The sequence below is a fragment of the Brachybacterium muris genome (genome assembly GCF_016907455.1).
In the GTDB taxonomy this organism is placed as follows: Bacteria; Actinomycetota; Actinomycetes; order Actinomycetales; family Dermabacteraceae; genus Brachybacterium; species Brachybacterium muris.
Window position 1 is genome coordinate 56,424 of the sequence record NZ_JAFBCB010000001.1, and the last position, 14,131, is coordinate 70,554.

General features: G+C 70.4%; 13 protein-coding genes and 2 pseudogenes. 11 read left to right on the forward strand and 4 right to left on the reverse strand.

Annotated features, from left to right (window positions below; all coding sequences use genetic code 11):
- Position 1 precedes the first annotated feature (1 nt).
- Positions 2-526, reverse strand: coding sequence for an acyltransferase (locus tag JOD52_RS00275; protein ID WP_204408412.1), 525 nt, complete (start codon positions 524-526; stop codon positions 2-4).
- A complete protein-coding gene (locus JOD52_RS00280; RefSeq protein ID WP_204408413.1) occupies positions 523-1,500 on the reverse strand; it encodes a glycosyltransferase family 2 protein in 978 nt (325 codons plus the stop codon). Before JOD52_RS00280 ends, JOD52_RS00275 begins: the two co-directional genes overlap by 4 nt.
- A gap of 353 nt (positions 1,501-1,853) precedes the next feature.
- Between JOD52_RS00280 and JOD52_RS00285 the strand changes: the two genes are divergently transcribed.
- From JOD52_RS00285 to JOD52_RS00295, 3 genes are all read left to right on the forward strand, one after another.
- Entirely contained in the window at positions 1,854-2,093 is a 240-nt protein-coding gene (locus tag JOD52_RS00285; RefSeq protein WP_204408414.1) for a hypothetical protein, read from the forward strand.
- Positions 2,094-2,358: 265 nt separating this feature from the next.
- On the forward strand, positions 2,359-3,843 hold the full coding sequence (locus JOD52_RS00290) for a sugar transferase (RefSeq protein ID WP_204408415.1): 1,485 nt from the start codon (positions 2,359-2,361) through the stop codon (positions 3,841-3,843).
- A gap of 2 nt (positions 3,844-3,845) precedes the next feature.
- Positions 3,846-4,457 (forward strand): VanZ family protein, encoded by a 612-nt coding sequence (locus tag JOD52_RS00295; RefSeq protein ID WP_204408416.1) that lies wholly within the window; start codon positions 3,846-3,848, stop codon positions 4,455-4,457.
- Here the strand turns inward: JOD52_RS00295 and JOD52_RS00300 are convergent.
- Entirely contained in the window at positions 4,357-5,106 is a 750-nt protein-coding gene (locus JOD52_RS00300; RefSeq protein ID WP_204408417.1) for a nucleotidyltransferase family protein, read from the reverse strand. The two genes, JOD52_RS00295 and JOD52_RS00300, sit on opposite strands and share 101 nt — an antisense overlap.
- 204 nt (positions 5,107-5,310) lie before the next feature.
- On the opposite strand from JOD52_RS00300, the gene manA reads away from it, so the two are divergent.
- The 3 genes from manA to JOD52_RS00315 are packed head-to-tail and all read left to right on the forward strand — an operon-like array spanning position 5,311 to position 7,951.
- The gene (gene manA / locus JOD52_RS00305) at positions 5,311-6,525 is read left to right on the forward strand and encodes a mannose-6-phosphate isomerase, class I (protein WP_204408418.1); all 1,215 of its coding nucleotides are present in this window, start codon (positions 5,311-5,313) and stop codon (positions 6,523-6,525) included.
- Positions 6,522-6,809, forward strand: coding sequence for a PqqD family peptide modification chaperone (locus JOD52_RS00310; RefSeq protein ID WP_204408419.1), 288 nt, complete (start codon positions 6,522-6,524; stop codon positions 6,807-6,809). Before manA ends, JOD52_RS00310 begins: the two co-directional genes overlap by 4 nt.
- The gene (locus JOD52_RS00315; RefSeq protein WP_204408420.1) at positions 6,806-7,951 is read left to right on the forward strand and encodes a hypothetical protein; all 1,146 of its coding nucleotides are present in this window, start codon (positions 6,806-6,808) and stop codon (positions 7,949-7,951) included. The genes JOD52_RS00310 and JOD52_RS00315 overlap by 4 nt, the downstream gene beginning before the upstream one ends.
- 240 nt (positions 7,952-8,191) lie before the next feature.
- Here the strand turns inward: JOD52_RS00315 and JOD52_RS00320 are convergent, their stop codons facing one another.
- Entirely contained in the window at positions 8,192-9,229 is a 1,038-nt protein-coding gene (locus tag JOD52_RS00320) for a MauE/DoxX family redox-associated membrane protein (protein ID WP_204408421.1), read from the reverse strand.
- 137 nt (positions 9,230-9,366) lie between these two features.
- On the opposite strand from JOD52_RS00320, the gene JOD52_RS00325 reads away from it, so the two are divergent.
- The 5 genes and pseudogenes from JOD52_RS00325 (at position 9,367) to JOD52_RS00350 (ending at position 13,923) form a co-directional block, all read left to right on the forward strand.
- Positions 9,367-10,800 carry an aldehyde dehydrogenase family protein gene (locus JOD52_RS00325; RefSeq protein ID WP_204408422.1) on the forward strand — a complete coding sequence of 478 codons (1,434 nt, stop codon included), beginning with the start codon at positions 9,367-9,369 and terminating at the stop codon, positions 10,798-10,800.
- 683 nt (positions 10,801-11,483) lie between these two features.
- Positions 11,484-11,984, forward strand: a pseudogene (locus JOD52_RS16860) (transposase); the annotation flags it as partial.
- A 91-nt stretch (positions 11,985-12,075) separates the two neighbouring features.
- A complete protein-coding gene (locus JOD52_RS00340; protein WP_204408425.1) occupies positions 12,076-12,495 on the forward strand; it encodes a hypothetical protein in 420 nt (139 codons plus the stop codon).
- Positions 12,496-12,758: 263 nt separating this feature from the next.
- Positions 12,759-13,136 (forward strand): annotated as a pseudogene (locus JOD52_RS00345) (transposase); the annotation flags it as partial.
- A 145-nt stretch (positions 13,137-13,281) separates the two neighbouring features.
- The gene (locus JOD52_RS00350; RefSeq protein WP_239551967.1) at positions 13,282-13,923 is read left to right on the forward strand and encodes an ATP-grasp domain-containing protein; all 642 of its coding nucleotides are present in this window, start codon (positions 13,282-13,284) and stop codon (positions 13,921-13,923) included.
- Positions 13,924-14,131 lie beyond the last annotated feature (208 nt).

Sequence of the window (14,131 nt, forward strand, 5' to 3'; positions counted from 1 at the left end):
GTCAGCCCACCTCCCCGCCCTGCTCGTGCGACTCCAGGTCGCGCAGCTTCCGAGCGGGCACGCCCGCATATACGCTGTCGGGGAGGCAGTCGGCGGTCACCACGGCCCCGGCGCCGATGATGCTTCCGGCACCGACTGTGATGCCTGGGAGCACTATGACTCCTGCTCCGATCCATGCGCCGTCGCCGACGGTGATGCCACGGTGGGCGCCATCTGCGGCCCGTCGAGCGGACGGGCCGATCCCGTGATTGCCGGTCACGAACATCGCTCGAGGTCCCACGGTGACGTTGGTTCCGAGCTTGATCGGGCCAACATCGAAGTAGGCCTGGTTGTTGATGAAACTGCCTGCACCGACGTGGACCGAGCTCGGATTGCAGAAGGTGACGCCATGGCCGAGGGCGACGCCGTCTATGCCGGAGTGACCCAGCCGAGCTAAAAGCTGAGCTCGATGTCTGATCGGCACTACCGAGGACCCTGCGGCCTGGAAGAGCGCGCGTCTCACGGATCCTGCGAGCGGCATCTTCATGCGGTCATCGTCCCTTTCGGAGGGTCGTCGTGGTGAGCGGAGGGCGGGTTGAGCCCGAGTCCCGGCGTCGACGCGGGTGCCGTGCGCGGCCATCCGAAACGGAGCGCTCCACTTGCGTTCCCGAGAGTATGGGACCACCGCATGACGATGTTGAACGGCAAGACGGAGCGACGGAACGGCATCAGGATCGTCGCCGCCAGGCAGCGCATGATGTCGATCGGCCAAGGCGGAATCGGCGACTGCGAGGACACGCCGTGGACGATGAGCAGCCGTTGCCTGGCCTGCGCGTCGTAGAACCCGCGGCGCATCTGCTGCCGCGCGGACCACTTCCCCCGATACCCGATGCGCACTGACTCCGCGACCGGGACGCGATGGCCGGCGCGCCGGGAGCGGAAAGCGAGGTCGTTGTCGTCGCCGTAGTGAGCGAAGCCCTGGTCGAAGCCGCGCAGCTCGAGAAGCGTCGACCGGGCCCCTCCGAAGTTTCCCGCCATCAGGACGGGGAACGGGCCGGTCTGCTTGTCCGCCGGCGCAGTCCACTCCGGGGGAGAGGCGTCGAACTCCCGGCGGACCGTCTCGAGGCCGTCTGAAAAGGGCGCCTCGGCCAGCAGGATCGACTCCCCGGTCCAGAGCTCGGTGTGCTGGGACGAGAGATATCCATTCCTCACCCAGGTCCGTGAGACGACGTCATCCGCATCGCAGAACTGCAGCGACTCGGCGCGAGAATGGGCGATCCCCACGTTCCGTGCATAGGAGGAGCCCTGGTGCTCGTGTGCGGGGACGATCCTCAGCTCAAACGCGGTGGAGTGCAGGAAATCCGCAGCGGCCTCACCGAGTCGTTGCGCCGGGTCGTTGTCTACGAGGATCACCTCGAACGGCGGTGCGTCGACCTGATCCGAGAGCGATGCCAGCTGGAGCGCGATGGTCGACTGCGCCTGGAAGCACGGGATGACCACGCTGACCGATGGACCGGCCATGTCCCCTCCTTGCTCCTCATCCGGGCCCGCGCTCGGTGCGCGTGCGACGAGTCGAACGATAGCGGCAAATCGCCGGCCCGGGCCTAAAGTCTCGTCGGTCCCTGTTGGCCTCTCATCCCGGGATCTTCGTCTCCGCCACGGCACGACCTGGGCGGAGTCCGACCTGAACTGGGGGACGGGGGAGGGGCGACCGCGGCCACCTGGATTGCCATCCACGCCGTCAACGGCGGGGGCAGCTCCACCCCGACTATCGGTCCGGGGAAGTCGGCGAAGACCGTTCTTACACGGGCAGCATCTCGGGGAGTTCGAAGTACAACTCGCCCCTGTCCGTGAAGGGACCCACCGCCTTCAGCATGCCGACCGTCACCAGCAACAGCAAGGGGCAGGTCGTGGTCACGATGAGCTACACATTCGCCACGAATCTCGCGATCACCGCCGGCGCCGCGAAGCCGCACGCGCAGATCATCTCTCCGCACACCTTCGGACGGTCCAAGCCCGGCCTACTGGACTTCCAGATCGCCGTCGATATCACCGGCACGCTCGCGCCGAGTATTACGGCGCAGCCGGTCCAGCTCTCTTGCGCCCTCACGTAGCGGACCTACCTTTCGCTCTCGGGTGCTTGGCCGGCCGGGTGGCCCAGCGTCTCTGATCACAATTTCCGAACAACTGTACTCATCCGTGGTCACCCGCCATTAAAGTCGCAAGCAAGCGTCGCTTCGCCCGTTTTCTCCCTTGCGCGCGTGGTGGCGGGGCGTCGGGCCGAACGGTCCGGCGAAGGGTGTGAGACGGTGGCCGTGGTCGCCGATGAGCCGTGGAAGGCTGTTGAACGCTGTTCCCGGGGACCTGGGAGTGGGGACTATGACCGAGCTGGACGCCGAGCGGACCGCTGCGGCACACCGTCGAGCCGCGACGAGGACCCAGCGCACGTCGGAGGCACGCCTGCGCCTGCTGACGCTCCCGGCCATGATCCTCGCGGACGTGCTCGCGCTCACCCTGGCAGTGGGCATCGCGTTCGCCGTCCGCCAGGTCGTCCTGCCGCCGGCCGGCGATCTTCGCGAGAACGTCGCCAGCGCCTCCCTGATCATGGCGCTGGGCTGGCTGGCCGCGATCGCGGTGCTCGGCGGGTACGACCGGCGCCAGCTCACCTCCGGCCCCCAGCTCTACCGCAACGTGCTCCACGCCTCCGGCGCTGCCTTCGGCGTCATCGGCGCGCTCGTCTACCTGCTGGATCTCGAGCTCTCCCGCGCCTTCTTCCTCGCGTTCTTCGCGGCGGGTCCGCCGCTGCTGCTGCTGAATCGGTTGCTGATGCGGCGGGGCCTGGCCACCGCCCGCGTGCGCGGCCGCTTCCGCCAGTCGGTGATCGCCGTGGGCACCCTCGACCACGTCGGCGGGATCGCCGCGACCCTGCACCGGGAACGGTGGCTCGGCTACGACATCGTGGGCGCCGTGACCCCGGGAGGCATCGCCGACTCCTCCCGGCTTGGGATCCCCGTGCTCGGCGCGGAGCGTGACCTGCTGGCGATCGCGGAGTCCGCCGCCCCGGACATGCTCCTGTTCACCGCCGGGTCCACCTCTAGCGCCGAGGAGTTCCGCCGCACCGCCTGGAAGCTCGAGCACGAGAGGATCGGCGTCATCGTGGTGCCGGCCCTCACCGAGATCTCCGCTGACCGCGTCACGATGCGCCCCGTCGCGGGCCTGCCGCTGGTGTACATGGACCTGCCGCGCGCCCGCCAGGCCCTGCGCTGGACCAAGCGCCTGTTCGACGTGATCGTCGCCGCGGTGCTGCTCGCGCTGATCTCCCCGCTGCTGGCCGTGATCGCGCTGCGCATCCGCGCCCATGACGGAGGCCCGGTGATCTTCCGTCAGCAGCGCGTGGGCCGCGACGGGAAGCACTTCGAGTTCCTGAAGTTCCGCACGATGGTCACCGACGCGGAGGCCGTGAAGGTCGAGATGGTCGAGCGCGCCGTCCAGGACCGCGGCAACACGGTCATGTTCAAGATGAGGAACGATCCGCGCATCACCGCGCCCGGCCGCTTCCTGCGCCGCTTCTCCCTCGACGAGCTGCCGCAGCTGTGGAACGTGCTGCGCGGCGACATGAGCCTCGTCGGCCCCCGCCCCGCCCTGCCCGGCGAGGTGGAGCGCTACGACGACGACGCCCGTCGGCGCCTGCACGTGCGCCCCGGCATCACGGGCCTGTGGCAGGTCTCCGGCCGCGGCGACCTCTCCTGGGAGGACACGGTGCGGCTGGACACCTACTACGTCGACAACTGGTCCTTCACCCAGGACATCCAGATCCTCGTCCGCACGGTCAAGGCCGTGCTCGCCTCCTCGGGCGCCTACTGACGATGGCCCGGCCCGCCCCGGAGGCGGGGGCCGCGCAGCGCACCGGCCCTGCCCTGCCCCGCCCCCTCCGCCTCCTCGCCGCGCTCGTGCTGCTGCTCTACCCGCTCGCGGCGGGCGCGCTGCTGCTCGCCTCGGACGGCTGGGCCGTGAACCGTCTGAACGTCCGGATCTGGTACGCCGTCACCGGCGCCGTGGGCCTGCGTGAGCAGATCACCCCGGAGATGTTCGCGGCGCTGGCGAACGTGGCGCTGTTCGTGCCGTTCTTCGCGGCGCTCGCCGTGCTGGTGCCCACCTGGTGGTGGGTGGCGGCCGGCGCGGGACTCTCGATCGCGGTGGAGATCTACCAGGGCGAGACCGGCACGCGGGAGCAGGACCTGGCCGACATCCTCGCCAACACCGCAGGCGCCGCGCTCGGCGTGGGCCTGGGGCTGCTCGTGCGACAGCTCGCCGGGAGCCGCGCACGGAACCGCCACAGGGAGCGGCCGGCCGACGCGTCGGCCCGTCGGCCGGGACTCAGCGACGCAGGAAGCGCCCCCAGCGCGCCCACCACTCCCGGCGCACCTCCCGCCGAGACGGGGCATGGCCGAGGCGGAGGCCCAGATGATCGCGATTGACCTGCAGCGCCTCGACCAGCAGACGCGCTGTCGCCAGCGGTCCGTCGGCGTCCTGCAGCCGTGCCCGCCATACCTCCCGCGGGGCGGCGCCATCGTGCACCGCCTGCCACACCCGCGCCCCGGGCAGGCCCTCCACGGTCTCCGGACGACCGGTCGCGAGCGCGAGCGGCACCTGGGCGCCGAGCTCAGCGGCGAGGCGCTCGATCCGCGCCCGCTCCGCCCCGTCCACCTCGGTCCAGGCCACGCGCACGTCGTGACGGGAGCGACCGCTCGCATCGCGGGCGGCGTGCACCAGCAGCACCAGCCGCTGCGCAGTGAGATCCGGGACCGCGCACGCAGCGCCGCCGAGGTCCACGCTCTCCCGGTGCGCCCACAGCTGCTCGAAGCTCGCCGCCGCATCCCGGTCCAGGCCCGGGAAAGCGCGGTGCAGATCGGCCGTTCCCCACACGCGGTGGTGGAACGTCGCCGCATGCGCGAACACGCTGCCGTGCTCGAAGGTGGTCACCTGCCCCCACCCGTCGGCCTCGAGCGCAGCCACCAGCGGCGCGACCTGCGCCGGGTCCACCAGCACGTCGCAGTCCGAGGAGCCGGCGCGGCCCTCGGCCAGCAGCGGATGCAGCGCCTCGCCCTTGAGATGCAGGATCCTCACACCCGCACCTCGGGCAATATGGTCGAGGCAGCCATGGGCCATGCGCAGACGCACCGGGACCGGCACCTGCACGGGGGATGTCATGGGGCAAGTGTAGGAGCCGCCGGCCCCTGTCCACGGGACCGGCAGCAACGCCCACGGGCGGAAGGAAGCTCGGCATGAGCGCAGTGGGACGCAGCAACGGGAAGGGAAGGGGGAGTGGACGTGTGGGAGCTCGATAGCCGCATCCACCACTACGACTGGGGATCGACCACCGCGATCCCCGAGTTCCTGGGCCGACCCGCCGACGGCTCCCCCTGGGCCGAGGCCTGGTACGGGGCGCACCCGCTGGCACCCTCCACCCTCACCACCGGACAGGACGCCGGCGCCGGGCTCGACGCCGCGATCGCCACAGACCCGCGCCGCATGCTCGGCGACGGCGTGGAGCGCGCCTTCGGCGCCCGCCTGCCCTATCTGCTGAAGGTCATCGCGCCGGACAAGCCGCTGTCCCTGCAGGTCCACCCCGATCGCGAGCACGCCCAGGAATCCTTCGCCGCGGAGACCGCGGCCGGGCTCCCGCTCGAGTCGCCGCTGCGCAACTACCGCGACGACAACCACAAGCCCGAGATGCTGATCGCGCTGACCCGCTTCACCGCGCTGTGCGGGTTCCGCACCCCGCGCCGCGCCGCCGCGCTCCTGGAGGGGCTGGGCACCGATCTCACCGACCGCCTCCATGCGCTCCTCACTCGCAGCCCCACCGCCCACGGCATGCGCGCCGCGTTCCGCACCCTGGTCTCCTCCGCGATGCGCCCCAGCCCCGAGGCTGTCCAGCAGGTCGTCGAGGCCTGCCGGGCTCGTGCCGACTCCGGCCACTCGCCCTCCCTGCGTATCGACCAGACCGTCGCGTTGCTCGCGGAGCACCACCCGGGCGACCCCGGCGTGGTCGCCGCGCTGTTGCTGAACCCCGTCACCCTCCGCCCGGGCGAGGCGATGTTCGTGCCCGCCGGCACTCTGCACGCCTACCTGCACGGCGTGGGCCTGGAGATCATGGCCGCCAGCGACAACGTGCTGCGCGCCGGGCTGACCCCCAAGAAGGTCGACGCCGACGAGATGCTGCAGTGCGTGAGCGTGCAGGCCGCGCCGCCGCTGCGCGTCGCGCCGGAGCGGCAGAACGCGACGTCGGTCGCCTACTACGCGCCCGTCGACGACTTCGAGCTGTCGCTGACCACGCTCACCGATCCGCCCGGCACCTTCCGCACCCGTCACCGCGTCCCCGGCGGCGGGCCCCGCACCCTCCTCGGCCTCGAGGGGGAGGTGCTGCTCCAGAGCGACCTGGGCCGCCACGTGCTCACCGCCGGCAAGGCCCTGTTCGTGCCCGCCGCCGCCGGGCAGCTCCACGCCGGCGGCTCCGGCCGCTTCGTCCAGGCGAGCGTCCCGTGACCCGCTACCGGCTGCGCCCCCTGGTCAGCGACTGGGACGGGGAGGACCTGTGGGTGGGGGCGCTGCCCCACGGCCCGATCACCCGCATCCAGGGCGTGGGCGCCCTCGTGCTCGAGCTGCTCGCCGAGACGCCGGACCGCGCGGCGAGTCCCGCCGAGCTCGCCGACCGGCTGCGGCAGGAGGTCGAGGACGTGCCCGAGGACGCCGAGCAGATCATCACCAGCTTCCTCGCCGAGCTCGATACGGGCGGGATCCTTGAGACGATCGAGGAGGATGCCGCGTGACCGCCGCGCCCACCACCATCGCCGCGATCCGGCTTGAGGTCGCCGGCCACAGCGTGCTGCTCACCTTCGGGCCCGGCCTGGAGACCGTGGCCGAGGAGATCGACACCCTGTGGTCCCACCTGCTTTCGGCCGACGACGACGGTGCGACGCCGCAGATCCGCCTCGACTACGCGCTCGCCGGCGGCGACCTCCCCGCCGGGACCGTCCCGCTGCCCGCGCGGCCCGAGGCGAGCTACACCATCTCCGGCCACCTCACCCGCGAGGTGATCCGCCGGCTGATCGGCACCCGCCTGCTGCTCCACGCCGGCGCCGTTGCCCACCCCGAGCTCGGCACCCTCGTGCTCGTCGGCGCGTCCGGGGCCGGGAAGTCCACCGCCTCCTCCATGCTGGGACGGGGCGGCGCCTACCTCACCGACGAGCTGACGATCATCACCCCCGGCAGCTTCACGCTCACCCCGTATCCCAAGCCCGTCTCCAAGCACGACCCGGAGCTCGGCGCGAAGCGGGATCTCGGCTTGCCGGACCTGGGGCTCCGCCCCGCCCATGAGGCGGCCGCCCCGGCGCCGGCGATGGTGCTGCTGCTCGAGCGGATCCGGGACGAGGACGAGCCGGAAGAGGGGTCCTCGGTGACGCGGGTGCCGCTGTCCGAGGCATTGACCCGGATCGTGCCGCAGACCTCCTCGCTGTGGGCGCTGCCCGGAGGTCTCGCCACGCTCGCCGAACTGCTGAACTCCGTGGGCGGCGCTCTGGAGGTGCGCTACCGGGAGGCCGCCGAGCTCGAGGAGCTGCTGCGCCGCCTGCCGCGGGCCGAGCACGTCGAGACGGTCGAGATCGAGCCGCGGCCCGGAGACGCGGCCGCCGGGGGGAACACGGCACCGGCGCCTGGCAGGATCGCCGTCGCACCGTTCCGCCAGGCGCTCGCCATGGAGTCCGGGCTGTTCGTGCTCGGCGAGCACGGCGCGATCCACCTGCCGGGCCTCGCAGGGCTGGTTTGGGACCTGCTCGCTGACGCGGGCCCCCTCACTTTCGACCAGCTGGAGCAGCTGGTGGTCGAGGAGATCGGAGAGCACCCCGAGAGCACGGCCCTTGTCCGAGGCACGGTCTCGGATCTCGTGGCCCACGGCTGGGCCCGCCAGGGCTGATCAGGGGGCGAGGAAGTGACCTCGCCCTCCCGTGTCCGCCCCGCCAAGGCCGGACACTCCTCCTTCACCCGCCGCGCCCCCGTGGACCGATGTCACCGCTCTGCATGTCAGTGCGGCGAACGAACTCAGTGCCCTCGACCTGTTCCTCGGGCGAGGCCCCGGCGACCATACTCGGAGCAGGGCGTGGCGTTCGGTCGCTGGAGGCTCTGAGCTTCCGGATCGCACCTTCCCTGTTCGCACTCAACCGTCGGACGACAGTTCCCCGCCTGCCTGTGCCTCCGCCAGCTGTTCCCGAATCTCCTGCACGAACTCGATCACGGCGCTGCCGCCGTTGACGGGGCCGCCGGCGAGCTGGCCGTCGGCCCCCAGCAGCACCGCGCTCGGCGCACCCGTGCCGCCGAGCGCGGTGCGGGCGGTGAACTGCAGGTCGTGCAGCGCGTGGTCGGTGATCCGGTCCGTGGTCCGCTTCCGCAGCTGCTCCAGCGGGCGGGAGAAAACGAACCGCACCTGCAGCGTCTGTTCCAGCTCGCCGATCCACTCCTCAGCGTGGTCCAGCACTCGCTCGCACGGCCCGCAGCCCTCGGTGACGAACACCAGCAGAGCCGCGCGCTGCGCGGTGAGCTGGGTGAGGGTGATCAGGCGGCCGTCGGGCTGCTGCAGCACCGCCGCCGGGATCGGGGAACGCTCGTAGTCCAGCAGCTCGTCCTCTTCTAGAACCGGCTCCGCAGAGGCGGAAGCGGCTGGGGCGTCGGCATCGGGCGCGGCGACGCGTCCCCCGATCGTGGCGGCGGTAAGCACGATCGCGATCAGCAGCGCCATCCCGAGCCCGATCAATCCCATCGGTTCCTGCACCAGGAGAGTGGTCATCGCACCGGTCGCGGCCGCGACCACCGCCAGCACGCCCAGCGCGCTGAGGATCACGTTCCGCACCAGTGTGGCGCGGGAAACGGTGGGGGAGGCGAGGGTGCCGAAGCAGGAGCACTGCACCTGCTCCTCGAAGGTCAGCGCCCGCGCGATGATCACCAGATAGGCGAACATCAGCAACGTCACGACACCCGCGATCAGCATCTGCAGCGGCGGCACCGGGATCCACAGCGCCAGCGCGAGCACGATCTCCATCACCGGAAGCACCCAGGCGACCGAAGCGTGCAACGTCGGCAGCGGGAGGCGCAGCGAGCGCATCGCATCCTGGGTCGCTTCGCGCGCACCGAGCTTCGCGAGCCCGGAGATCAGCAGGGTGATCGACAGCAGGATCGGTGCCGACAGCAGCACAGCCATTCGGGGAGCCTCCTTTCATCGGCCCGGCCTTCGGGACGGCGTCGCCTCCATTGTCCGGCATGGGCGCCCGACTGAACGGGGACGGGCCAGCGGTTCGCCCACGGCGCATCCGAGTCCGTCGGCCCTACCCTGGAGCCATGTCCACCGATGCGCACCAGGCCGCTCCCTCCGCCCTCGACGCCGTCCGACGGGGCGAGATCCTCGCCGACGTCGCCGCGCTGCGGGACTCCTTCGACGCCGGCACTACCCGGTCGGTCGAGGCGCGGATCGCGCAGCTTGACGCCCTCGCCCGCGGCCTCCGCGCCGAGCGTCCCCGCCTGCTGGAGGCCCTCGAGCTGGACCTTGGCAAGTCCCGCACCGAGTCGCTGATCACCGAGCTCGGTGTTGTCGCCCAGGAGATCGCGCATGTGCGCAAGAACCTCCGTGGGTGGCTGCGACCGGAGCGCTTCGGACCCGGCCTGCTGCTCGCGCCCTCCAGCGGACAGATCCGCCGCGAGCCTCTCGGGACCACGCTGATCATCTCCCCGTGGAACTACCCCGTGAACCTCGCGCTCGCCCCGCTGATCGGCGCGATCGCCGGCGGGAACACCGCGATCCTCAAGCCCAGCGAGGTCGCCCCCGCCACCTCCGCCGCGCTCGCGCACCTCGTCCGCGCCCACCTCGACCCGGCCTGGGTGAGGGTCGTCGAGGGCGCGGTCGAGGAGACCGCGCTCCTGATCGAGCAGCGCTTCGACCTGATCTTCTACACCGGAAACGGCGCTGTGGGGCGGATCGTCGCCCGCGCAGCGGCCGAGCACCTCACCCCCACCGTGCTTGAGCTCGGCGGGAAGTCGCCGGTGTTCGTCGACGCGGGCACCGACCTCGCGGCCACTGCTCGTCGCATCGTGTGGGGGAAGTTCACCAATGCCGGGCAGACCTGCGTCGCCCCCGACTACCTCATGGCCGAGCGCTCCACCCTCGACGCCCTCGTGCCCCATCTGAAGGACGCGGTCGCCTCGATGTACGGTCGCACTCCTCAACGCAGTCGCGACTACGGCCGGATGGTCAACCAGAAGCACTTCGACCGCGTGTTCGCCCTGATCGACGACGACAAGGCCGTGCTCGGCGGCACCGCTGGCGCCGACCGCGCCAATCGCTACCTCCCGCCAACGATCCTCGACGGCGTGGACTGGGACGATCCGGTGATGGGGGAGGAGATCTTCGGCCCCGTGCTCCCGCTGCTCGAAGTCTCCGGGCCCGACAAGGCGATCGCCCGCATCAACAGTGGCGAGAAACCGTTGACCGCCTACGTATTCAGCCCTCGCCCCGACGTCGAGGAGCGGTTCATCGCCGAGACCTCTTCCGGTTCCCTCGCTCTCAGCCACACCCTCGCCCACCTCGGCTCCCAGACCATGCCCTTCGGCGGGGTGGGGGAGTCCGGCATGGGGAAGTACCACGGCCGTGCGAGCCTCGAGGTGTTCACCCACGCCAAGCCTGTCGTGAAGAAGCCGCTGCGCCCCGACACGCTTCGGCTGGTCACCCCGCCGTACCGCGGGGCGAAGCGGGCTCTGCTCGGACAGTTGTTCCGTTGACTCACTGCGGGAACGCGCAAATCGACCTAATCCGGACGTAGCGCGCCGTGCGGTGTGACACAACGACTGAACAGGGCCGCGTGACCGTTGCGCCGGTTTAGGTTGAATCGTACCTTCGCTACCGTTTAGTACGTCCCATTTCCGAGCCGGGTGTGGGTCGAGTCCGCACGCCGTGCCCGTGAGGAGCCATCAACACCAGGAGGGCGCCAATGACCGGCTCCGATCCCATCCCATCCGTCGGCACCTGCTGCGGGGCGCGGCCTGGGTTGCCCCTGCGGCCGCTGTGGCTGTTGCAGCGCCCGCGGTCGCTGCCTCGCCAACGCCTCTCTTGGGAGGCATCCTCGCCGTGTCGTCCATCACGGGCAGTGGCCCCTCGGGTCGTACGCAGACCATCACCATCAACGGCAGCGCTGCTTACCCGACGGCGGGCATCTGGATGGAGAATGTCCCGGCCACCCCGAATCCCACCGCGGCACGCTCCACGCTCTACCTCCCCGCTGCGGCATATGCGGGCCTCAAGTGGGGGCAGGTCGGAACTGACCAGACGTGGACGATCCCGGCGTCGTACAGCACCGCGCGCCCCATCAACGGTTACACCGCATATACCACCACCTACTTGAATCGGCCCAGGTTTGATGCCGCTGCTGTTTGAGTCGGGAAGGATGGACAGGTAGCCGTGGAAGATCGATTCCCAGCTGCGCGTGAGGTGTGTGCGGCTTGTCAGGGAACACCAGCAGGAGTACCCCACTCTGACCGCCGCAGTCACTGCGGTCGCTCGGCAAGTAGGCGTCTCGCGGGAGTCAGCACGGCGCTGGCTCGCGCAGGCCGAGGTCGACGACGGAACCCGCCCCGGGATCACGAGCGAGGAGTCCGCCGAGGTCAAGCGCCTGAAGGCTGAGAACAAGCGGTTGCGCGAGGACAACGAGATTCTTCGCCGGGCTTCAATTTTCTTCGCGGGGGAGCTCGTCCCGCGCAAGCGGGGGGTGCCCCCACCCCGCAACCGCTGATCCTGGCGTTCATCGAACGAGATGAGAGCCGAGGGCTACGCAGTCGAGCCGATCCTTCGCGTCCTGAGCCAGCAGGGCCTTGCGATCGCTGCACGGACCTACCGGGCCTGGAAGCGCCCGGCCCGCATCGCTGAGCGCACCGTCGCAGACGCCCTGGTCGAGGACAAAACCCGCGAGTAGAGTCCGAAGTGCTCCACTACGAGGCCCTCACCCCAGAGCCCGAACCCGCAAAGTAGCGGCAGAGAACCCGGGCCGATTCACCATCCGCGTGGCGCTCCTGGGGGTGACTATTCAGGGAACGCTCGCCGAAGTGGTGGACGGATCTGCCGTGGCGATCGAGGTCTTCCGGCTGGGCTGGCAGCCGGTGACGCCGGCAAACGATGTCCTCTCGACTCTCGTCGGTGGAATCGTCGGCGTCGTCGAGGGTGCGGTGGACCTAGCATTCAGTCGTGACGGTGTTCTCGACACGGCTCTCGACGGGGTGAACCAGCTCCTCGACGTGCTCTTCAGTGCTTTCGGTGACGGCGGTGTACTCGCGTTGACGGTGAATGCACAGAACGAAGCCGCCGAGTCGAGCTTCGTGCCGCCAGCGGAGTACACCGCGATCGAGCGCGGTAGATTCGACATCGCCGCTCTGCACGTCGCCCTGCTGGACGGTGGTTCCCCGTCGGGTCTGCTGAATCTCTAGGTTGCTCGCGGCTCCGTCGGTAAGAACACGCCGCGTTGACTCCCCCGGCGTGACCCTCGATTTCGGGGGTTACGCGTGGGGTGGCGTTTCCCGCGCGTTTCCGGCGCCCGCCTCCGCCGGCTGCTCGCAGATCTCCTGCACGAACTCGATCACCGCTCTGCCGTCGTTGACGGGGCCGCCGGCGAGCTGGCCGTCGGCCCCCAGTAGCACCGCACTCGGCGCGCTCGTACCGCCGAGCGCGGTGCGGGCGGTGAACTGCAGGTCGTGCAGCGCGTGCCCTGATCACGGTCGTCGCGGACTGCTATCTCGCAGGTGTCTCCACGCGTCGCATGGACAAGCTCGTCAAACCCCTGGGCATCAACAGTCTCTCGAAGTCGCAGGTCAGCAGGATGGCAGCAGATCTGGACGAGCACGTCGAGCAGTTCCGCCACCGGCCGCTGGACGAGGCCGGGCCCTGCACCTTCGTCTCCGCCGACGCGCTGACCATGAAGGCCCGTGAAGGTGGCCGCGTGATCAACGCTGTCGTCCTCCTAGCCACCGGCGCCAATGGCGACGGGCACCGCGAAGTGCTCGGCATGCGGGTCGCGACCAGCGAGACCGGAGCTGCGTGGAATGGCTTCTTCGTCGACCTTGTCGAACGACTACGAGCTCATGCACCTCCATGTCGCCACCGACCTCGCCGATCGGATGCGCGAGCGCGGCATCCTCGTGCCCGGTGTCGACCGCGCCTGGCAGCTCGGCTGCGCCGACAAGCTCCGCATGGCCCAGCTGCTCGAGGGCATCGGGATGCCCACCCCGCGCACCGTCACCGGCGACGACGAGGCCGGCATCGCCGAGATCCCCGCCGCCTCCGAGAGCCTCGTGGTCAAGCACCGCCTCGGCAGCGGCTCCTCCGGGCTCGCGCTGGTCCCGGCCGACGGGGTCCGCGCCGCGATCGACGCAGCGATCGACTCCGCCCCCGCCCCGGCCGACGGCTCAGCCCCCAGCGGCCAGGATGTCGTGGTCCAGCCCTGTCTGCCCGGGCTCGAGCACGGCGTGGACATCGTGGGTGATCTGCGCGAGCCCGGCGAGCTGCGGGCCGTGCTCGCCCGCCGCAAGGTGCGCATGCGCGCCGGCGAGACCGACAAGGCCGCCTCCGTGGATCCCGCACCCTTCGTCGCCAACGCCGAGAAGATCGCCCGCGCGCAGCTCACCGGACTCATCGACACGGACATGTTCCTCGCCGAGGGCGGCGAGCCCTCCGTCATCGACATCAACCCCCGCTTCGGCGGCGGCTACCCCTTCGTGCACCTCGCCGGGGCCGACGTCCCCCGCTACTACCTCGCCCGTGCGCTCGGCCTCGAGATCGACGAGGACTGGCGGGAGTACGCCCCCGGCGTCATCTCCGCCAAGCACGAGAGCGTGCGCGTGACCTCGACGGAGGCTTGACCCTGTCACCTGCGGTCCTCTTGCGGCTGGATAGGGGCGGAGCCTGCGATCGGGGCCTCCTGGCCGGACTCGACGGCGCCTATACTTGATCAAGACCACCGAGCCCGTGAGCCTCGGAACTCGCAGCCAGAAAGGCACCAGGCATCGATGACCACACCACACCAGCCCATTTCCCGACGGAGACTGGCCCGCACGGCGGCATGGGCGG

Bases quoted from the DNA above. Each gene is read 5' to 3' on its own strand.
- JOD52_RS00275 (WP_204408412.1), bottom strand. From the start codon at position 526: ATGAAGATGCCGCTCGCAGGATCCGTGAGACGCGCGCTCTTCCAGGCC.
- JOD52_RS00280 (WP_204408413.1), bottom strand. From the start codon at position 1,500: ATGGCCGGTCCATCGGTCAGCGTGGTCATCCCGTGCTTCCAGGCGCAG.
- JOD52_RS00285 (WP_204408414.1), top strand. From the start codon at position 1,854: ATGCCGACCGTCACCAGCAACAGCAAGGGGCAGGTCGTGGTCACGATG.
- JOD52_RS00290 (WP_204408415.1), top strand. From the start codon at position 2,359: ATGACCGAGCTGGACGCCGAGCGGACCGCTGCGGCACACCGTCGAGCC.
- JOD52_RS00295 (WP_204408416.1), top strand. From the start codon at position 3,846: ATGGCCCGGCCCGCCCCGGAGGCGGGGGCCGCGCAGCGCACCGGCCCT.
- JOD52_RS00320 (WP_204408421.1), bottom strand. From the start codon at position 9,229: ATGGCTGTGCTGCTGTCGGCACCGATCCTGCTGTCGATCACCCTGCTG.
- JOD52_RS00325 (WP_204408422.1), top strand. From the start codon at position 9,367: ATGTCCACCGATGCGCACCAGGCCGCTCCCTCCGCCCTCGACGCCGTC.
- JOD52_RS00350 (WP_239551967.1), top strand. From the start codon at position 13,282: ATGCCCACCCCGCGCACCGTCACCGGCGACGACGAGGCCGGCATCGCC.